Origin of the sequence: Ralstonia sp. A12, from assembly GCF_000801955.1 — a bacterium.
Lineage (GTDB): Bacteria > Pseudomonadota > Gammaproteobacteria > Burkholderiales > Burkholderiaceae > Ralstonia.
Genome location: NZ_JSZO01000019.1, coordinates 89,312 through 108,754, shown reverse-complemented (window position 1 = coordinate 108,754; position 19,443 = coordinate 89,312). Strand labels below are relative to the sequence as shown.

At 65.4% G+C, this 19,443-nt stretch carries 15 protein-coding genes; 8 read left to right on the top strand and 7 right to left on the bottom strand.

From position 1 onward, the window contains the following. Positions 1–26 precede the first annotated feature (26 nt). Positions 27–731 carry a response regulator transcription factor gene (locus tag PI87_RS20365; RefSeq protein WP_039599540.1) on the top strand — a complete coding sequence of 235 codons (705 nt, stop codon included), beginning with the start codon at positions 27–29 and terminating at the stop codon, positions 729–731. Next, the gene (locus PI87_RS20360) at positions 728–3,220 is read left to right on the top strand and encodes an ATP-binding protein (protein ID WP_052321650.1); all 2,493 of its coding nucleotides are present in this window, start codon (positions 728–730) and stop codon (positions 3,218–3,220) included. The genes PI87_RS20365 and PI87_RS20360 overlap by 4 nt, the downstream gene beginning before the upstream one ends. Before the next feature lie 30 nt (positions 3,221–3,250). Here PI87_RS20360 and PI87_RS20355 read toward each other — a convergent pair whose 3' ends face one another. After that, on the bottom strand, positions 3,251–3,748 hold the full coding sequence (locus tag PI87_RS20355) for a MarR family winged helix-turn-helix transcriptional regulator (RefSeq protein ID WP_039599539.1): 498 nt from the start codon (positions 3,746–3,748) through the stop codon (positions 3,251–3,253). Positions 3,749–4,032: 284 nt separating this feature from the next. On the opposite strand from PI87_RS20355, the gene PI87_RS20350 reads away from it, so the two are divergent. Both PI87_RS20350 and PI87_RS20345 read left to right on the top strand, forming a co-directional pair. Further along, positions 4,033–4,821: an SDR family NAD(P)-dependent oxidoreductase gene (locus PI87_RS20350; protein ID WP_039599616.1), complete on the top strand. Its 789-nt coding sequence runs from the start codon at positions 4,033–4,035 to the stop codon at positions 4,819–4,821. 295 nt (positions 4,822–5,116) lie between these two features. Further along, positions 5,117–7,873, top strand: coding sequence for a polysaccharide deacetylase family protein (locus PI87_RS20345; protein ID WP_039599538.1), 2,757 nt, complete (start codon positions 5,117–5,119; stop codon positions 7,871–7,873). Positions 7,874–7,885: 12 nt separating this feature from the next. Here the strand turns inward: PI87_RS20345 and PI87_RS20340 are convergent, their stop codons facing one another. Then, positions 7,886–8,845, bottom strand: a complete 960-nt coding sequence (locus tag PI87_RS20340; RefSeq protein ID WP_052321649.1) for an alginate lyase family protein — start codon at positions 8,843–8,845, stop codon at positions 7,886–7,888. 189 nt (positions 8,846–9,034) lie between these two features. Here PI87_RS20340 and PI87_RS20335 point away from each other — a divergent pair, with 189 nt between their 5' ends. The 3 genes from PI87_RS20335 to PI87_RS20325 all read left to right on the top strand — a co-directional run bounded on the left by PI87_RS20335 (position 9,035) and on the right by PI87_RS20325 (position 13,371). Further along, entirely contained in the window at positions 9,035–11,020 is a 1,986-nt protein-coding gene (locus tag PI87_RS20335; RefSeq protein ID WP_039599537.1) for a methyl-accepting chemotaxis protein, read from the top strand. Between the two features lie 181 nt (positions 11,021–11,201). Next, positions 11,202–11,786, top strand: a complete 585-nt coding sequence (locus PI87_RS20330; RefSeq protein WP_039599536.1) for a response regulator — start codon at positions 11,202–11,204, stop codon at positions 11,784–11,786. A 505-nt stretch (positions 11,787–12,291) separates the two neighbouring features. Then, positions 12,292–13,371: a porin gene (locus PI87_RS20325; protein ID WP_039599614.1), complete on the top strand. Its 1,080-nt coding sequence runs from the start codon at positions 12,292–12,294 to the stop codon at positions 13,369–13,371. 74 nt (positions 13,372–13,445) lie between these two features. Here the strand turns inward: PI87_RS20325 and PI87_RS20320 are convergent, their stop codons facing one another. The 3 genes from PI87_RS20320 to PI87_RS20310 form a co-directional block, all read right to left on the bottom strand. Continuing rightward, entirely contained in the window at positions 13,446–14,348 is a 903-nt protein-coding gene (locus PI87_RS20320; RefSeq protein ID WP_232314044.1) for a ferritin-like domain-containing protein, read from the bottom strand. A 106-nt stretch (positions 14,349–14,454) separates the two neighbouring features. Continuing rightward, entirely contained in the window at positions 14,455–15,681 is a 1,227-nt protein-coding gene (locus PI87_RS20315) for an MFS transporter (RefSeq protein ID WP_157003182.1), read from the bottom strand. 110 nt (positions 15,682–15,791) lie between these two features. Further along, entirely contained in the window at positions 15,792–16,484 is a 693-nt protein-coding gene (locus PI87_RS20310; RefSeq protein WP_039599535.1) for a Crp/Fnr family transcriptional regulator, read from the bottom strand. Positions 16,485–16,678: 194 nt separating this feature from the next. Between PI87_RS20310 and PI87_RS20305 the strand changes: the two genes are divergently transcribed. Next, entirely contained in the window at positions 16,679–17,302 is a 624-nt protein-coding gene (locus PI87_RS20305) for an HD domain-containing protein (RefSeq protein ID WP_039599534.1), read from the top strand. On the opposite strand, the gene PI87_RS20300 is transcribed toward PI87_RS20305, so the two are convergent. Together PI87_RS20300 and adhP are read right to left on the bottom strand one after the other, a co-directional pair. Beyond that, entirely contained in the window at positions 17,299–18,294 is a 996-nt protein-coding gene (locus tag PI87_RS20300; protein WP_039599533.1) for a 2-hydroxyacid dehydrogenase, read from the bottom strand. The genes PI87_RS20305 and PI87_RS20300 overlap by 4 nt on opposite strands. Before the next feature lie 59 nt (positions 18,295–18,353). Beyond that, a complete protein-coding gene (adhP, locus tag PI87_RS20295; RefSeq protein ID WP_039599532.1) occupies positions 18,354–19,376 on the bottom strand; it encodes an alcohol dehydrogenase AdhP in 1,023 nt (340 codons plus the stop codon). Between the last annotated feature and the right edge of the window lie 67 nt (positions 19,377–19,443).

The window sequence follows — 19,443 nt, the reverse complement described above, 5'->3', positions numbered from 1 at the left end:
AACAAGTCGAATAGGAATTTGCCAACATGAACTGGACCGCGACCCGACCGATCCGCGTGGTCGTGCTGGATGACCATGCGGTCGTCCGCCACGGCCTGGCCGCGCGCCTGAAGCAAGAGGCCGACATCGAGGTCAGCGGCATGTTCGCGTCGGGCCGGGAGGTGGTGCAGGCGCTCAAGGACAACACCGTCGAGGTGGACGTCCTGTTGATGGACTACTCGCTCGGCCCCGCCGAGATCGATGGGTTGAACCTGATCCGCCTGATTCGCGTGCGCTACCCGGACCTGAAGATCCTGGTGGCGTCTGCGCACCACAACAAGGCGACGGTCGGGCTGGTCATGCATGCCGGTGCACGCGGGTTTGTGGGCAAGGAAGAAGAACTGTCGGAACTGGTGCGCGCCATCCGCACCGTGGCTGCGGGTGGCAAACGGCTGAACGCCACGCTGGCTGCCGAGATGGAGCGCGATGCCCTGGCCACCGATGCGCCGGCGCCGACGTCCGTGGCCGATGGCAACCAGCTTGCCGCGCTGGTCGAACGCCCCGAGTTGAGCCCGCGTGAGCGCGAAGTGCTGCGCTGCTGCCTGGACGGCATGTCCGTCTCCGACATTGCCGAGAAGTTCGCACGCAGCATCAAGACCATCAGCTCACAGAAGCAATCCGCCTATCGCAAGCTAGGCATCCGCACCGATACCGAACTCTTCAAGATCAAGCACGAGTTGGAGGGGCAGTGAACCTGCGGCAGCGTCTTGCACGCTGCCTCGTCATTGGCGTGCTGGCTGCTTCGGGTTTGCCGCTTTGGGCGGCCGTGCAGCAGGCGCCACAGTTCACCCCGGAAGAGCGCGCCTGGATCGCGCAGCATCCGGTCGTGCGCGTTGCGTACCGACAGAACTGGAAGCCCTTCGAGTACGCCGAGCAAGGCAAGCCGCGCGGGCTGGCGTCTGGCTATCTGGATGCGATCAGCCGTGTGAGCGGCCTGCGCTTCAAGCCGGTATTCATCGACAACTGGGGTGAAAGCCGCCAAGCCTTTTCCAAGGGCGAGGTCGACCTGCTGCCGAGTCTGTCCACGCTCGCCCCATCGGATGATTTGACGCAGCAGTTGCTGCCGACAGCCCCCTATTTCATGGGCGCCACGTTGGCCGTGGTCCGTGGCACGCAGCACCCGATCTTCCGCCTGAGCGAACTGGATGGCATGACGGTCGCGCTCATCGGTGGTGGCGCGACCGAGATCCTCATGCGCGAGAAGCTGCCTCACAGCCACCTGTTGCCGTTCGAGTCGACGGATGCGGCCCTGCAGGCGGTGGCCGATGGCTCGGCCGAAGTTGCAGCCGCCACCAACTACGCTGCCGAGCCGCTGCTGCGTCGCCGTTTTGTCGATGCGCTGCATATCTCGGGTGTCATCAGCGACCTGCCGGTGCCGCTCTACATGGGGGTGCATGCGGATCAGCCGCTGCTGCGCTCGATCCTGGACAAGTCATTGCATGCGCTCACGGCGGCGGAAACCGATGCCATCGAACGACATTGGCTTGAGGTGGTGGACTATGGCGCGCCTTCGTACGGATCGATCCTGCGCTACCGGGCGCGTGAGCTGGCGCTGATGGCCGCAGCGATCGTCGGCATCCTCTTCCTGGCATGGCGCGCGCGCGTGCAGCGCCAATGCGCCGAGCGCAGCGAGCGCGAGAAGGCCCGCTTCCTGGCTGTGATGAGCCACGAGATCCGCACGCCGATGAACGCCATCCTGTCGTCGGTTGAGCTGCTGCAGCGCACGCCGCTCGACGACAAACAGAAGCGCCTGACCGACATGGCGACCACCGCTGCGCAGACGCTGCTGGTGCTGCTGGACGATGTGCGCGACATCTCCGAGCTGGAGGCCAAGCGCGTCGAGCTTGAGCTGTTGCCGACACCGATCCTGCCGTGGATCAACGAAACGCTGGACGTGGTGCGCGGGCGTGCCGAGCGCAAGGGGCTGGCACTCACGTTCATGAGCGGCGTCGCTCCGTCGTTGTGCCTGCGCATTGATCCGACACGCACGCGGCAGGTCTTGCTGAACTTGTTGTCCAACGCCGTGAAGTTCACCGAACAGGGCGGGGTGACGGTACGCATGTCGTACGTGCCAGCGGTCCGGCAGGGTGCGGCCGGCACACTCACCATCGACGTGGCCGATACGGGTGTCGGCATTGCGCAGCAAGATCAGCACACCATTTTCAAGGCGTTCCAGCAGGCCGATTCCAGCACCACGCGGCGCTTTGGCGGTACGGGGCTGGGCTTGTCCATCGCACGTGAACTTGCGCGGTTGATGGGCGGCAGCATTGAGGTGCAGAGCACGCCGGGAGCGGGCACGGTCTTCACCGTCACCCTTCCGGCGGCGGTGGCGACGGTGGAGGAAGCGCAAGCCGTGGCGGTACGCCCCGTTGCTGAGCGCGCCATCACGATTGCGCCAGAGCCCGTCGGGTTGCCCGATGCCGTGCCGCAAATCGAGTCGCATCAGGTTGCATCTGCCCAAACCGGCAAGCCGCGCCTGCGCGTGCTCGTGGTGGATGATCAACCGACCAACCTGATGGTGATTGAAGACCAGTTGCATACGCTTGGCTGCGATGTCGATCTCGCCGCTGACGGGACGCAGGCTCTGGAGAAGGTTGCCGCCCACGCGTTCGATCTCATCCTGATGGATTGCTACCTGCCCGACATCGACGGCTATACGGTTACCGCACGCATTCGCGCATGCGAGGCAGACACGGGCACGCATACGCCCATCCTCGCCATCTCCGCCGCTGTTGACGAGGCGCACCAGCAGCGCGTGATGGAGACCGGCATGGACGGCATGCTGACCAAGCCGATCCGCCTGGATGCGCTGCGCGAGATGATCGAACTGTGGTGCGATGTCGGCGGCCATGACAACAGCGAGAGCACGCCGCGCGCAATCGCATCCGCCCTGGCCGGTGAAGGCCGCGACCTCTGGTCGATCTATCTGGATTCGCTTGATGACGACCTGGAAAGCTTGGCCCACGCGCTGGACGCGCGCGACCCGGCAGCGGCGCGCTATGTGGCGCACCGGATCAAAGGCGCAGCGCTGACGGTGGAGCAGGCGGCGATTGCCGAGCAGGCCCGCGCGCTCGAAGCCACGCTGGCGCAGGCCGGCGCGATTCCGGTGGATGCCCCTGCCGCGCTGACCGCACTGCGCCGCCAGCGCGACCAGCTGCGCGCCGACAGCACCGTCGGCTGACGGTCCTGCTGCTTGCCCTGCGCAGCGCCCTCAGGCGTTGTGCAGCACGCGCAGCAGCAGGTTTTCCAGTTGTTTGACCTCGGTTTGCGAGAACCCGCGCAGCAAGTGGTTCAGCACATCGATGATCAGCGGCCGGATCTCCGGATACAACGCGCGGCCTTGCTCCGTGAGCGTAACCACCACCGAGCGGCGGTCGGCGTCGCTCGGGGCACGCTTCACGATGTTCTTCTTCTCCAGCCGGTCGATCAGCCGCGTCATTGCACCCGGATCGTAGTGCAGCAGGCGCGAGAGTTCGGCCGGCGTGGTGGCCAGGTCTTCTGCCAGGTAGATGACCACCATCCACTGCGCGGCAGTCAGATCAATCGACGCCAGCGCGCTGTCGATGTGCGTTACCAGCGCATGCCGGACTCGATGCACGAGTCGGCCGACGTTGGTGTCGCGATCCATGGTGTCAACCTGGTAGGCGCCTTCGCCCATGCCACTGCCCACGGCGGTGGCCTCTGGTGGAGTTTGTACGTCGGTGTTCATGGTGATGCTCCCCGTTCTACCGGTGATCCGGCTTGTAAGGCTCGCCACGCGTTCCCGTAACGCCGAGCGTGCTTCATTGCACACTAATCGTCGCTTGCCCAGGCCGTCAAGCCGGGATCGATACCAAGGCCGATCGTCAAATCACATTGGATACCGCTGCAAAACGATTGCGGCTGCCAAGGGGTGGGGTGGTTCGTATCATGGTTGAAACGTCGGGGCCGCAGCGGGTGCAACCCAAGTGGCGCGGCGTGCCCGTCCTCCTCCATATTCCATTTTTTACCGCCATGAACCTCCACCTTCAGAACAAGCTTGCGCTCGTGACCGGCTCCACCAAGGGCATCGGTCATGCCATTGCTGTAGCACTGGCTGCGGAAGGCGCCCGCGTCATCGTCAACGGCCGTACCGAAGCCTCGGTGGCCGACGCCATCAACCGCCTGCGCGCCGAGGTGCCCGATGCCCAAGTCGAGGCGTTTGCCGGAGATTTGTCTGCGCCCGAACAGGTCGCGGCGCTGCTCGCGCGCTTTCCCAAGGTCGACGTGCTCGTCAACAACCTCGGCATCTTCGACCCGAAGCCGTTTGAAGAGATCGACGATGCCGAATGGCTGCGCTTCTTCAACGTGAACGTGATGAGCGGCGTGCGGCTCTCGCGTGCCTACTTGGGTGCGATGAAGACGCAGAACTGGGGCCGCATCATCTTCATCAGCAGCGAGAGTGGCGTGCAGATTCCGGCCGAGATGATCCACTACGGCGTGACCAAGACAGCGCTGCTGGGCCTCTCGCGCGGGCTGGCCGAAGTGACCGCGGGCACCGCCGTCACCGTGAACGCCGTGCTGCCCGGACCGACGCGCTCCGAAGGCGTGGACGAGTTCGTGGGCAAGCTCTCGGGCGGCCAGAGCTTTGAAGCGTTCGAGAAGACCTTCTTCGAGACCGCGCGCCCGACCTCACTCATCAAGCGCTTTGCCACCACGCAGGAAGTTGCGAACCTGGTTGCATACGTTGCCAGCCCGCTGTCGGCCGCCACCACGGGGGCGGCGCTGCGCGTGGATGGTGGGGTGGTGAAGTCGGCGTTCTAGGCTGTCAGCCCTGACGAACGCTCCATTCCGGCGCACCGGCCCGGCTTTTACGCTGGCCTACGACCAAGACACGACCACCGCGAAATACACCTCGAACGTGGCCACCGAGGATCAGCCGGAGGCGGCCTTCAAGAGGCAGTTTTCCGGCTACACCGTCGTCGGCTACGACTGAGGCGATGCATCGTCCCGCCGTGTGTTGCTAACGCACCGCGGCGGGTTACTGTTCCCGCAAGAAACATTGCAATCGGACGCCAGCCCGACACAATGGAAGTCGGATCGACTTTCGAGGATTGGGATGCAGGGCAGGCAGGCGGTGGGCAGCAATCGGCAATGGCGTTGGTCAGCGTGGCTGGGTGTCGTCACGTTGGCGTTCGGGGCCGTTGCGGCCCATGCACAGCCCGCTAGTCCCCCTGATCCGCAGATCGCCTTCTACTACGGCCGCGATGTGCCGGCTCCCGAACTGCAGGCCTTCGACTGGGTGGTGCTCGATCCGGCAACGGCCGGCACGTTCGACCCGAAGCAGCCATCACCTACGTTGTGGCTGGCGCGCGTCGACCTGACGCAGCAGACGGAGGCGATACGCGATAGCGCCTGGCCGGCCAACGTGATCGATCAGGTGTTTGCGCCATTGCTCACGCAGGGCTATCAGGGCTTCCTGCTTGATGGGCTCGATACGTTGGCCACCAGAACGCCGGACGCCGGCAACGCGGTGGCCGCACTGGTGCAGGCGCTGCACGCGCGTGCACCGCAGGCCAAGCTGCTTGCGGGCGGTACCGCGTGGCTCGATACGCTGGCGCCACAGTTGTCCGGCGTAGTCACGCCCGGCCTCGTGCGTGAGCGCACGGGCGGTGGCGAAGGCCTGCAAGACGTGAACGATGCCGACCGCACCGCGCGCATCGCCGCGCTGCGCAGCATCGGCACGCAATACCACTTGCCCGCCGTCGCGCTGGACTACTGCGCCAGCTACAGCCGCACCTGCCTACGCGAGACCATCAACGTGGCGCGCGCCGCCGGCGTCACCAGCTACGCCACCACGCCCGGCGCGGATTTCATCGGCATCGGCCGCCTGGAGGTCATGCCGCGCCGCGTGCTGCTGGTCGAGCCGCAGGAGCCCGGCACCAGCACCAACACGGCGCCGTCAGTGCTGTACCTGGCCATGCCGATCAACTACCTCGGGTATCGCGTTGAATTTGCCGACGCCTACAAGCCACTCCCCACTGTCACGCCCGATCGCTATGCGGGGGTCGTCACCTGGTTCGACGCCAACGCACCGCGCCCAGGTGCCTGGGCATCGTGGCTCCGGCGCACCGTGGGGGCGGGCGTACGTGTGGCGATGTTCAACCAGTTCGGCATGAGCATGGATGCATCGATGGCGCAGACGCTTGGCCTGAAGACCGTGCCGGGCACGCCATCGGGGCCGCTCTCCATCGTCTCGCGCGATCCGATGATCGGCTTCGAGCTGCAGCCACACCCTGATCGGCGTACTGCCGTGGGCGTGCAGGTCGACCCCAGCGTGGCCGGCACGCAATCGCTGCTGCGGCTCTCAGCAGGCAGCTACACCTATGATGCGGCCGCCATCACGCCATGGGGCGGCTATGTGCTGCAGCCGTTCGGTGTGTTCCGCATGCCCGACGTGGATCAGGCGCGCTGGGTGATCCAGCCGCTGGACTTCCTGCGCCGTGCGCTGGCATTGCCGGCCATGCCCGTGCCCGACACCACCACCGAGAACGGCCGCCGCCTGATGACCGTGCATATCGATGGCGATGGCTTCGCCTCGCGCACGGAGTTCCCACCGGGCGAGTTCTCGGGGCAAGCGTTGCTGCGCGACATCCTCGGGCGCTACAAGGTGCCGACCACCGTGTCGATCATCGAAGGCGAGGTCGCATCCGACGGCATGTACCCCAAGCTCACACCGCAGCTTGAACCGATCGCGCGCACCATCTTCGCGCAGCCGTACGTGGAGCTGGCAAGCCACACGTTCTCGCACCCGTTTAATTGGCTGCGCACCACCAAGCCGCCCGAGCCGCCCTATGACGCAGCCGAGGAAGGCGCCGATGCCTTCGCACTGAACATCCCCAACTACCGCTTCAACTTTGACCGCGAGATCGCCGGCTCCATCGACTACATCAACACGAAGCTGGCGCCTGCGGGCAAGCGTGTGAAGGTGCTGCTGTGGAGCGGCAACGGCCAGGTGCCGCCGATCGCCGTGCAGAAGACCAACGAGGCCGGCGTGCTCAACATGAACGGTGGCGACACCTACATCACGCGCTCCAACCCGAGCTGGACGGCCGTGGCGCCGCTGGGTGTGGACAAGGGCAATGGCCTGTTCCAGGTGTTTGCGCCCGACCAGAACGAGAACATCTACACCAACCTGTGGCACGGGCCGTACTACGGTTTCTCGCGCGCCATTGAAACGTTCGAGCTGACCGACAAGCCCTATCGCTTCAAGCCGATCGGCATCTACTACCACATGTATTCGGGCACCAAGCTCGCCTCGCTTACCGCGTTGCGGCAGGTGTATGACTGGGCGCTGGCGCAGCCGGTCATGCCGATCTACGCATCGGACTACATCCACAAGGTACTCGACTTCCGCGCCTACGCTGTGGCCCGTGATGGTAATGCCTGGGTCGTGCGTGGCAATGGGGATCTGCGCACCGTGCGCTGGACTGGACTCGGTGTGCCGCGGCTGGATCAGTCGCGCGATGTGGCGGGCTTCGCGCCGGGCAACGGTGGCATCTATATCCACCTGGCAAGCGGGTCAGCCCGCATCGTGCTGTCGGATCGGCCGGGGGCGGACCCATTCCCCTACGTGCGCGAGGCCAACGGCCGCATTTCCAACTGGCAGCGCAGCGCAGATGGCCGCTCGCTGTCCGTCGATGTGGCGGGCTATACGCGCCCGTTCATCCGCTTTGCCAACGCCGCACGTTGCCGCGCCACCGTGGACGGCCGCGAGGTGGCCGGCACGCACGGCGCCGACTGGCGCATTGATCTGGGCGCGGGCAACCCCGCCAAGCTGGTCCCGCAGCGCGTGGAGTTGAGCTGCGGCGGTTGATGCCAACCGCCCCTACGGCAGCGGCACGCCCCAGGCCTGCGTGACATTGCCGCCCAGTCGCCACTCGTGGAAGGCGCGCCGCGTGGCGATCAGCGGCGGCAGGCGCGTGTCGTGCTGGCTGGCGTAGTAGGGCTCCATCCACGACAGCTCGTCCAGAAACGTCCACGGAAACAGGTCTTGCTTGATGGGGCTCACGGCGCGGAAGCTGTTTGGGTCCTGCACCGCGCGTGTGACAAGGTCGGCCAGCCGGCCGATCGCGCGCTGGTTCTCGGCGTACAGGTCGATGTTGCGCGGCCTGACCAGCTCGGCCGTGAACACCAGCGGCAGCAGCGCGAACGTGTGGTAGTGCAAGGCGCGGTCCCCGCGCTTGAGTTCGCGCTGCAGCTCGCCATGCGGGCCAATGTCGCGGATGCCCTCCCGCACGCGGGCGACGCCGTCCTCCACCAGATCCCCCCGACGCGCCACCGTGCCGATGGCCACAAGGTTGAGCCCGGCCCAGTAGGTCAGGTTGTTGTGCAGGCTGTTGATCTCTTGCGCATCGCGGGTGGCCACGGCGATGCGTGTGAGCCAGTTGTCGATGGTGGCGGCGCGCGGCGCATCGAGGCGCCCAAGCTTTTGCGCACGCATGAACACCAGCGCGAAATCCGTCCCCGCCCACGAGCGCTCGTAGTAGCCCTGGTAGCCCTTGATTGGCCCCATCAATGCGTCGCCTTGTGCCCAACCTTCAAGCAGATCGATTGTGCAGGCCCAGTCGCCGGCCTCGGCGGCCTTGTTGAGCCGGTCGATGTAGGCCCGCATCGGTTTGACGGCCTGCTGGTAACCGGCCGGGTCGTCGTAGAAGCCGGGTGGGTCGATGGTGTGCTCGGCCGGCGGCACCACGCAGGCGGCCAGGGCAGTCGGCACCGCGCATAGCAAGGCTGCGGCAGTGAACGTGAGGGTAATGCTGTGGCGTAGCAGCCGGAGTGCGCGCATGTTGTGTCCTGGCTCGTGTTGGTCGGAGGCGTGGGCAGCCAGAGCATTCTAGGCAGGCGCCCGCCCGCTGTCCGGTGTGCCGGACATTGTCCGGTTTGTCGGACAATGGCGGCTGTTAAACGTTTGCGCTCAAGCTTTTCCCCGGTGATCCGTTGTTAACCCGACTGTCGATCACCAGGATAAAAAGCAATGCGAACGCCCCCTCGCCACTCCGCCCCTGAACGCACCACCAGCCTCGGCACGCGGCTGGCCGTCATCGGGTTGATTGCCTTGGTGCTGGTGTTCGGTGCTTTTGCACTGGCGAACTCGCACTCGAGCCTGCGTACGCTGGAGGCCAACGCGCAATCGGCCATGCGCGACCAGGAGGCCGCCATGCGCGACATGATTGCGCTCTTCGACGGCGCCATGCGCACCGAGGCCGACCGCTTCCTTACCGCCTTTGCCGATGCCGCCCCCGGCCCCTACAGCGTCGACCCGGCGCAGACCGTGGAAGTGGCCGGCAAGCCCACGCCCACCTTCAGGAGCGGCGACACCGTGCTGAACCTGAACTACACCGTGCCGGACAAGTTCTTCGCGCGCACTGGGGGCACCATCGCCACCGTGTTTGCCCGCACCGGTGACGACTTCGTGCGCGTGACGACCTCGCTCAAGAAGGAAAACGGTGAACGCGCCATCGGCACGTTGCTCGACCGCGCCCACCCGAGCTACAAGGCACTGATGGCCGGTGAGCCGTTCCGCGGCTTGGCGTGGCTGTTCGGCGTGCCCTACATGAGCAAGTACGAGCCGGTGCGTGATGCTTCCGGCAAGGTCGTCGGCGCGCTGTATGTGGGCGTGGATGTGCGCACCGAACTGGCGCTGCTCAAGGACAAGATCCGCGCGCACACCATCGGCAAGACCGGTGGCTACTTTGTCATTGACGGTAAGTCTGGCGCCGACCAAGGGAAGGTACTGATCGACCGCAACACGGCGCGCGAAGGCAAGAACCTGCTCGATGCCAAGGACACCGCCGGCCAGGCCTGGGTGCGCGAGATGATCGAGCAGAAGGACGGCATCCTGCGCCACACGCTGGCCGACACCGAAGGTGGTGCCACGCGCGAGCGCTTCACTGTCTTCTCGCAGTATCCGGACTGGAAGCTGGTGATTGCCGGTACGGCCTACGTGGATGAACTGGAAGCCGACCTGGTCGCTGCCCGCAACCGGTTCCTGCTGCTGGGTCTGGCGCTGGGCGCGCTGCTGGCCGCGGGCCTCTGGTGGATGCTGCGCCGTGCGGTGAGCGCGCCGCTGGCCGAAGTGGTGACCGTGGCCGAGCGTGTAGCCGCCGGTGATCTGACACACCGCCTGCCCGCCACCCGCCGTGATGAGATCGGCCAGCTGATGCGCGCCCTCAACGGTGTGGGCGACGGCCTCTCAGGCATCGTCGACAAGGTGCGCGCCAGCGCGTCCACCATCGCCTCGAGCACCGGCCAGATCGCCGCGGGCAACGCAGACCTTTCCGCGCGTACCGAGGCCCAGGCCGGTAGCCTGGAGCGCACCGCATCGAGCATCGAAGAACTGGCCGCCACCGTGCGCCAGAACGCCGACAGCGCACAGCACGCGCACGACATGGTGCAGTCCGCCAGCCAGGCGGCCAACGCCGGCGGGCAGACGGTCGAGCGCCTGGTCGGCACGATGTCGGGCATCCACACCACGGCGCAGAAGATTGCCGATATCACCGGCATCATCGACGGCATTGCTTTCCAGACCAATATTCTGGCGCTGAACGCCGCCGTGGAAGCCGCCCGCGCTGGCGAGCAGGGTCGTGGCTTTGCCGTGGTGGCCGGCGAGGTGCGCAGCCTCGCGCAACGCAGCGCTGCTGCGGCCAAGGAGATCAAGGTGCTCATCAACCGCTCGGTGGACGAAGTGCAGGCCGGCAACGAAGCCGCACGCGGTGCGGGTGACGCCATGCAGGACATCGTCACCCGCGTCGAGCGCATCGCCGGCTTCATGGGCGAGATCAGCCACGCCTCGCGCGAGCAGTCGCAGGGCATTGAAGAGGTCAACCAGGCCGTGACGTCGATGGACGAGGTGACGCAGCAGAACGCCGCGCTGGTGGAGGAGGCCGCCGCCGCGGCCGAGAGCCTGCGCCAACAGGCCCAGGAACTGCGCGGCGCGGTGGATGTGTTCCGGCTGGCGTGATCTCCGCACGGTAGCGGAAGGTTGAGGTGACGTTGCAGTCGGTAACCGACTGCGCGACAAATCTGGCAAACCTGTACGGCGCGGAACTTGGGCCGTGCCCGCAGACTCGCACCATGGAATCTGCCAGCCAATTTGCAACGCACGGTGACGGGATGCTCCCGGAGCTTGTGCGCCCCAGTCCATGTCCGCCGTAGGTCAAGCCTTTCATTCCGTGGTCGCAGTTGACGACCACCCCCTCGTTCTCGAGTCCATTCAAGCGCTGCTTGCCGGATCGCCGTATCTGCAGCTTGTCGCCACCGCGGCCGACGGGGCGGAGGGGCTGCAGCTGATCCGCTCGGCGCGCCCCAAGCTGGCAATCATCGACATCAACTTGCCCAGCCTGGATGGGCTTGAGCTGGTGCGGCGGGTCCGTGCACAACGCCAGGACATCGGCATCGTGACCATCTCGGCGGAAAGTGCAGACGACAATGCGAGGCTGGCTTTCCTGGCCGGCGCGAATGCCTACGTCGAGAAATCCGAAGCGACGTCCGTCCTGTCGGCGGCGCTGTTGCTGGCCGCGCGCGGATATCTCTCGTTTCCGCATGCGGCGATGGGCCCCGCAGAAGGCGCAGGCCTGGCCGCGCTCACCAAGCGGGAGCTGCGCGTGAACCAGCTGCTCACACAAGGCCACGGCAATACCGAGATCGCCAAGCGCCTTGGCATCTCGCCGAAAACGGTCTCAACCTTCAAGCACCGCATCTCCAAGAAGATCGGGCTCGCTGCCTGACCACCGACGTCCTCGCGACGTCGCGCTGGCAGACGCGCTTTCCTGCGGCTGCGCTATCGGCCGATCTCTTCAATACCCACCACGATGCGACGACACCCGTGCAGCCATTGCGCGCGTGGGGTACGGGCGTGGGCGAAAAAAAAAGACCGCTTTCTCAAGCGGTCTTTAAAGTCGATATGAAGCTGTGAAACTGTCACTCAAGCTTCGGAGCGCATCATAATCGAAAATCGATGAGCTTCAATACTTTAATTTTCGTCATTCATCGGATTATTTTATTGAATCTCTGGATGATGCCGCTTGGGATTGTGGATTCGATTTTTGTAAGCCTCGCCTACAGGACGCGAGATTTTTTATAGATCGTTGATTCGTATGGGTAATTTTATGGCTTCGGATTAGGTATCGTATTTACCACAGGGCAATTTCGTGCATTGGTGAGTGAATGTCAATGGAATACATAATCGCTGAATCGCAATTCCCCGCGATGATGTTTTTCAAGGACAACGATATGAAGATCAAGCTGTTTGCGGCGGCAGCCGCAGCCCTGGTTTCCGCAGGTGCCTCCGCGCAATCGAGCGTGACCCTGTACGGCGTGGCCGACGCTGGCATCGAGTGGGCCAACAAGGTCCCCGGTACCAACGGTGGCGGCAACTCGCGCGTGTCCATGCAGTCGGGCAACGGTATGACGGGTTCGCTGTGGGGCCTGCGCGGCGTTGAAGACCTGGGCGGCGGCCTGAAGGGCATCTTCAACCTGGAAAGCGGCTTCGACATCGGTCGCGGTACGAGCGAAGACGGTCGTCTGTTCGGCCGTAAGGCCTACGTTGGTCTGCAAGGCCAGTGGGGTCAACTGACCCTGGGGCGTCAGACGAACTTGCTGTACGACTTCACGACGCAGTACGACCCGATGGCGCTGGCCTCGCGTTACTCGATCCTGTCGCAAGACGCTGCCATGGGTGGCCGTGCTGACAACGCTGTGAAGTACGTGGGTACGTTCAACGGCCTGACGGCGTCGGCGCTGTATTCGTTCCGCAATGATGGCCAAGAAATCGCTGGCAACAGCAAGGTCGGCCGTGAGTGGAGCGCTGGTTTGAACTATGCCGCAGGCCCGTTCTCGGTGGGTGCGGTGTATGACCAAACGAACGGCAACTCCCCGCTGACGGCTGACATCAAGACGCAACGTGCGACTGTGGCCGGTACGTATGCCTTCGGTCCGGCCAAGCTGTTTGCAGGCTACCGTTGGGGCCACGTAACGGGTCTGCCGGTTGATGCCGAGACGCGTTCGAACCTGTACTGGCTGGGTGCTGGCTACCAAGCCACGCCGGCGCTGTCGCTGACGGGGGCTGCCTACTATCAGAACCACAAGTCTGATGTGGGCAACCCGTGGCTGTTCTCGGTGGGCGCCGACTACGCCCTGTCCAAGCGTACCGATGCGTACCTGAACCTGGCCTACGCCAAGAACAGCAGCAATGCACTGCTGCCGATTGGCGTGGCACAGGACACGACGCCTGCTGTGGTTGTGAACCCGGACGGCACGACCAGCAGCTCCAATCAAATGGGCGCGATGGTTGGTATCCGCCACAAGTTCTAATCGGCGCTTAGTCGGCTAGATAAAAAAACCCGGGCTTGCCCGGGTTTTTCTTTGGTCTGCGCGATGCGCGAAGGTCAGTGCAGCACCACGCGCCGCACCAGCGCCACCAGCGGCGGGCGGATCGAGCGCTCGATTACCGGCCGCAAACGCAGCGGCTTGAGCAGCATCTTGGCCGCCATGTCGATCGGCAGGTGCGAGCGCACCAGCGCGCTCACGCGCGAGTTGAGCGCGCGCACGTCGGCCTCGGGCACCTCTTCCTGATCGCGTTCGATGCGCAGCACGTTGCGCAGGGCGATCATCGAATCTTCGTTCTTGATTTCGCGCAGGCGTGAGGCGAGTGCCTTGAGCACACGCGCACGGCCGACGCCTTCGCGGGCATTGCACTCGTTGAAGAAGCGCAGGAAGTGCTTGTAGTGACGGACTTCATCCGCCGAGATGCGGCTGGCGAGGTCGCGCAGCACGGGCTCGTCGGCATCGGCGGCGGCCTGGGCGATGGCGCGGTAGAAGGTGGCGGTGCCCATCTCGACCACGCAGCGCGCCACCATTTCCAGTGCCTGCGTCGGCTCGAACTGGTCGATCGAGCAGGTGACGGAGTACTCGTCGAAAAAGCGGGCGTAGCCGCGCTCCCAGTCGAACTCGGGCCAGACGGTTTCAACGTAGCGGCGCAGGGCGCGGCCATGCTGCAGCTCTTCGCGCTCCCAGTGGGCGATCAGCCAGTGGGCGGTTTCGGGGCGATCGGCGTAGTACTGGGCGAGATTGCCTGCGTAAAGGTCGGAGCCGCTTTCGACAAACGAAGCGCTGACCACGAGATAGAACAGCGTGCGGTTCTCGCGCACGCGTGCAACGTCGATGCTGCCGTAAGCGATTTCGTGGACGGTCCACGGGAGTTGTTCGCTGACGGATCCTGCTTCCAGATGAACCTGTGACACGGTGCGTCCTCCGTTGGCGATGCCGCAAGAAGTCGGCTGCCTTAGCATGAGAATGAAACATCACGTCTCATGTTTCAAGACACTTTTGCGTCAATAAAGGTTCCTATAAGCAATCTTCTGCGTACAAAGTGGCGCTAAGGCTATGGCGATTGCGTCACTCTGGCGATTTACGCATCGGCTGGCGCCGGGCGTGCTGCAGCCCGTAGGTGAAGGCGCCGAGCGCGACCAGTGCCGACGCCACCATCGCCCACTCGACCGCCGCGTAACCGCCAGAGGCCTTCCACAGCAGCGCGCCCAGCCACGGCGCACTGGCCTGGGCCAGCAGCACGGGCGTCATCATCAGGCCGTTGAGCGTGGCGTACTGGCTGCGCGAGACCAGTTCCGGCATGGCGATCGCGCGCAGCATGGTGTTGATGCCGTTGGCCGCGCCGTAGACGAGTGCAAAGACGATCAACAGCGGCCCGCTGGAGAGCGCCAGCACGATCAGTGCCACCGCCATCGCGACATACGTTGCCGGGGCGATGCGTACCGGATGCTCCAGGCGAAAGCGCATCATCGCCAGCCGGCCAAGCACCTGAGCCGGGCCGATGAGCGCGGCGATCAGCAACTGGCGGCTGGTCGGCTCCCCTTTCTCGGACAGCAGCGGAATCAGGTGCGCACCGAGCACCGTGTTGGTCAGGCTGACCGCCACGAAGGCCAGCACCACCGCCCAGAACACCGGCATGCGCAACGCCATGCGCCATACCGAAGGCTGCGGCGGTGCCGCCACACCGGCTGCTTCTGCCGGCGCGTGCATCGGCGGCCGCACGCGCAACCGTGCATGGATGGGCAGGCAGATCAGCAGATGCGCCAGCGCGAAGCACTGCAGCGTGTGGCGCCAGCCGATGTGCTCCACGCCCCATTGGGCCAGCGGAATGCAGATCGTGCTGGCGAACCCGGCAATCAACGTGAGGCCGATGATGGGGCGCTGGTAGGCATCGCCAAACGCTTGGCGCAGCACGACGAACGCCGGGTCGTAGAGCGTGGTGGCCATCGCCACGCCCAGCGGCAGCCAGAGCAGCAGAAAGGCGGTTTCGCTGGAAACCTGTGACCAGGCCAGCAGGCTGCCTGCTGCCAGCACCGTACCCAGGCCCATGACGCGGCGCGCGGGCCAGCGGTCCAGTGCGTGCCCGACCCAGAACGAGCACAGCGCCCACACCAGCAGCCCCAGCGAGAACCCGCCCGCCAGGAACGGTCGCGCCCAGCCGAGCGTGTCGTGCATCGGCGCAAGGAAGACGGTGAAGGTGAAGTAGAGCGTACCCCACGACACCGTTTGCGCGAGGCCGAGCAGCAACACAAGGCGCCGGCCTTCGGGCGAGGCCAGCGAGAGCATGGGTGTCATGGAGACTGAAGCGGTGGGCGGCGGGTCACAGATGCGCCCGCGCGCGGCGTGTGGGCCATTCTAGCGGCGCAGGCCTGAGCGTGCGTGCCCCGGTCGAAGGGGGTGCTCAGCTAATGGTTGCCGGCGAGCGTGCGCAGCGCTGGCGCATCGACGATCTCCACCGCCCGGTAGTGGCAGCGGATCCACCCCGCACGCTGCCATGCCTGCAGGTACTTGGAGATGGTCTGCCGCGAGCGTGCCAGCATGCGGCCCAGTTCTTCGTTGCTGGCGGCCACTGTATGACCGTCGCCCGCTCGGGCAAGCTGCAGCAGGCGCTGCGCGAGGCGCGCATCGGCGGGCATTTCGCTGGCGTGTTCGAATTCGTCGAAGATCAGGCGGATGCGCTGGCAGAGCTGCTGCATCAGCGCCCACATGCCGGCAGGGTAGGCGGCCATCACGCGCGCAAACGCCGCGCTGCCGAGCAGGATGAGCGTGGTCGGCCCCTGGGCATGCGCGCTGTGTGTACGGCCGCCGCCGTCGATGAGGGCGATCTCGCCAAACCACTCGCCCGCGCGCAATACGGCGTAGACGAGTTCGCTGCCGCCATCGGTCGTGCGGCTGATGCGCACACGGCCACGCACGATCAGGAACATGCCTTGCGCCGGGCCGCCGTGGGGGTGGATGCACTCGCCGTCGGGGTAGGTGATGAGGCGCGCGGTGGGCGCGATCTCGGCCAGCAGGTCAGCGGGGGCATCACGCAGCCAGCCTTGTGCGAGTTGCACGGGGGTGGGAGCGGGAATCGTGTGGGAGGCTTCGGCAGGCATGTCGGCAGAATGCGGCGAAGGGGGCGCGGATCATTGTCAAACGCTTGACAGTCTGCGCGCAAGCCCCGGCAGAGAATGGCCCGAGTTATCCACAATGGTTATCCACAGCAGTTGTCCACAGTGGTTATCCACAACAAGCTGCGCACCCATGACGCGGCATCCGTGACCTATTCAGGCGACGAAGGAGACACCTCATGACGCACGACACCGCGCCGCGCGCGACGTTTTCCCACATGGAGCACGGCACCCGCGAGGACTGGGGCGCCATCTCGGCCGAGTTCATGCCTTTCGCCCGCGCGCTGCCCGATCGCGTGCTCGCGCATTTGAAACTGCTGGATGGCGACTGCGGCGGTTTCCCGATCGACCGCCTCGCGCACTCGCTGCAGACCGCCACGCTCGCCCACCGAGACGGCCGCGACGAGGAGTACGTGGTCTGCGCGCTGCTGCACGACATTGGCGACACGCTGGGCAGCTTCAACCACCCGGACATTGCCGCGGCCATCCTCAAGCCGTTCGTCAGCCCCGAGAACCTATGGATGGTCGAGAAGCACGGCATCTTCCAGGGCTACTACTTCTTCCATCACCTGGGTTTGGACCGCAACCTGCGCGAGCAGTACCGCAGCCAGCCCGAGCTGTTCGAGCGCACCGCCGAGTTCTGCGCCAAGTACGACGCCGCCGCCTTCATGCCCGACTACGACAACCTGCCGCTGTCGTTCTTCGAGCCGATGGTGCGCCGTGTGCTGGCCCAGCCGCGCAACTCCATCTACGTGAAGGAAGGCGAACGCGAGCTGTCTCAGCCGAAAGCTGAAGCCGCTTAAGCCTTCACCACGTTGACGGGTGCGCCGGCCGCCCAGGCCGCCACGTTGGCGAGCGTGGTGTCGGCGATGCCCGCCAGCGCCTCGCGCGTGAAGAACGCCTGGTGCGCGGTGACGATGACGTTGGGAAACGTCAGCAGCCGCGCGAACACATCGTCCTGCAGCACATCAGCGGAGCGGTCTTCGAAGAAGAGGTCCGCTTCTTCCTCGTAGACATCCAACCCCAGGTGGCCGAGCTGGCCGGTCTTGAGTGCGTCGATCAGGGCGGGGCTGTCGACCAGGCCGCCGCGGCTGGTGTTGATGAGCATGGCCCCCGTCTTCATGCTGGCCAGCGCCGTTGCGTCGATCAGGTGGTGCGTATCGGCATTGAGCGGGCAGTGCAGGCTGACGATGTCGGCCTGCGCCAGCAACTCCGGCAGCGCCACGTAGCGCACGCCCAGTGCCGCGAGCGCGGCCTGCGGAAACGGATCGAACGCCAGCAACTGGCAACCGAAGCCCGCCATGATGCGCGCGAACACCTGCCCGATCTGCCCGGTGCCGACCACGCCGACCGTCTTGCCCGCCAGATCGAAGCCCAGCAGCCCGTCCAATGAGAAATCCCCTTCGCGCGTGCGATTGCAGGCGCGGTGCAGCCGCCGGTTGAGCGTGAGGATCATGCCGACCGCGTGTTCGGCCACCGCATGCGGCGAGTACGCGGGCACGCGCACCACCGTCAGCCCCAGGCGCTGCGCGGCGGCCAGATCGACGTGGTTGAAACCCGCCGAGCGCAGCGCGATCAGTCGCGTGCCGCCGGCGGCCAGCGCGGCAAGCACGTCAGCGTTCAGGCTGTCATTGACGAACGGGCAGACCACCTCAAAGCCGGCCGCGAGCGGCGCGGTATGCACGTCGAGATGCGCGCGCTGGAAGACGAGGTCGAAGCCGTGGCCGCCGCGCGCCTGCGAGGCGCGGAAGCTGTCTTCGTCATAACGGTGGCTGCTGAAGAAGAGGATGCGCATGGCGGTGGTGCGGGCAGGTGTGATGTGGACAGCTTACCCGCACCGCCGCCGCGTGGCGCTCAAAGCGTCAGCACGATGCGTCCATCGACCTTGCCGGCTTTCAGGTCGGCAAACACTTGGTTGATGTTGTCGAGCTTGTCTTGGTGGATGTGAGCATGCACCAACCCTTCAGCCGCAAACTGCAGTGATTCCTGCAGGTCGCGCCGTGTGCCGACGATCGAACCGCGCACCGTGATGCCGTTGAGCACCGTGGAGAAGATCGGCAACGGAAAATCCCCCGGCGGCAGCCCATTGAGCGAGATGGTGCCGCCGCGCCGCACCATGCCCAGTGCTTGCGCAAACGCACTGCGTGACACAGCCGTGACCAGCACACCATGGACGCCGCCGATCTCTTTCTGGATGACGGCGGCTGGGTCCTGCTGGGCGGCATCGACCACCAGCTTGGCGCCCAACTCGCGCGCCAGCGCCAGCTTGTCGGGTGCCACATCCACGGCCACCACGTGCAGGCCCATGGCGATGGCGTATTGCACCGCCACATGGCCCAGCCCACCGATACCGGAGATGGCAATCCACTGGCCGGGCCGCGTGTCGGTCATGCGGATGCCCTTGTAGACCGTCACGCCGGCGCACAGGATGGGCGCAATCTCTTCAAAGCTGACTTGCGCGGGCAGGTGTCCGACGTAGTTCGGGTCGGCCAGCACGTATTCGGCATAGCCGCCGTTGACGGAGTAGCCGGTGTTCTGTTGCTCGTGGCAGAGGGTTTCCCAGCCGGAGAGGCAATGCTCGCAATGGCCGCAGGCGGTGTAGAGCCAGGGCACGCCCACGCGGTCCCCTTCCTTGACGGCGGTGACGCCTTCGCCCACGGCCGCCACAAAGCCGACGCCCTCGTGCCCGGGGATGAACGGCAGGCGTGGCTTGACGGGCCAGTCGCCGTCGGCGGCGTGCAAATCGGTGTGGCAGACACCCGAGGCTTTGATGTTGACGAGAATCTGTCCGCGCCCGGGTGTGGGAATCGGCACTTCCTCAATGCGCAGGGGTTCGCCAAACGCGTGGACAACGGCGGCTTTCATCGTCTGGGCCATGACTGGTCTCCGAGTTGGGGGAGGATCCAGTCTGGTCGACACGCCGCCCGGGCGGGTTGATGTGAGT

Coding starts and splice junctions, on each gene's coding strand:
- PI87_RS20355 (WP_039599539.1), bottom strand. CDS start 3,748: ATGAACACCGACGTACAAACTCCACCAGAGGCCACCGCCGTGGGCAGT.
- PI87_RS20325 (WP_039599614.1), top strand. CDS start 12,292: ATGAAGATCAAGCTGTTTGCGGCGGCAGCCGCAGCCCTGGTTTCCGCA.
- PI87_RS20330 (WP_039599536.1), top strand. CDS start 11,202: ATGTCCGCCGTAGGTCAAGCCTTTCATTCCGTGGTCGCAGTTGACGAC.
- PI87_RS20350 (WP_039599616.1), top strand. CDS start 4,033: ATGAACCTCCACCTTCAGAACAAGCTTGCGCTCGTGACCGGCTCCACC.
- PI87_RS20365 (WP_039599540.1), top strand. CDS start 27: ATGAACTGGACCGCGACCCGACCGATCCGCGTGGTCGTGCTGGATGAC.
- adhP (WP_039599532.1), bottom strand. CDS start 19,376: ATGGCCCAGACGATGAAAGCCGCCGTTGTCCACGCGTTTGGCGAACCC.
- PI87_RS20305 (WP_039599534.1), top strand. CDS start 16,679: ATGACGCACGACACCGCGCCGCGCGCGACGTTTTCCCACATGGAGCAC.
- PI87_RS20335 (WP_039599537.1), top strand. CDS start 9,035: ATGCGAACGCCCCCTCGCCACTCCGCCCCTGAACGCACCACCAGCCTC.
- PI87_RS20340 (WP_052321649.1), bottom strand. CDS start 8,845: ATGCGCGCACTCCGGCTGCTACGCCACAGCATTACCCTCACGTTCACT.
- PI87_RS20300 (WP_039599533.1), bottom strand. CDS start 18,294: ATGCGCATCCTCTTCTTCAGCAGCCACCGTTATGACGAAGACAGCTTC.
- PI87_RS20345 (WP_039599538.1), top strand. CDS start 5,117: ATGCAGGGCAGGCAGGCGGTGGGCAGCAATCGGCAATGGCGTTGGTCA.
- PI87_RS20320 (WP_232314044.1), bottom strand. CDS start 14,348: ATGCTAAGGCAGCCGACTTCTTGCGGCATCGCCAACGGAGGACGCACC.
- PI87_RS20310 (WP_039599535.1), bottom strand. CDS start 16,484: ATGCCTGCCGAAGCCTCCCACACGATTCCCGCTCCCACCCCCGTGCAA.
- PI87_RS20315 (WP_157003182.1), bottom strand. CDS start 15,681: ATGACACCCATGCTCTCGCTGGCCTCGCCCGAAGGCCGGCGCCTTGTG.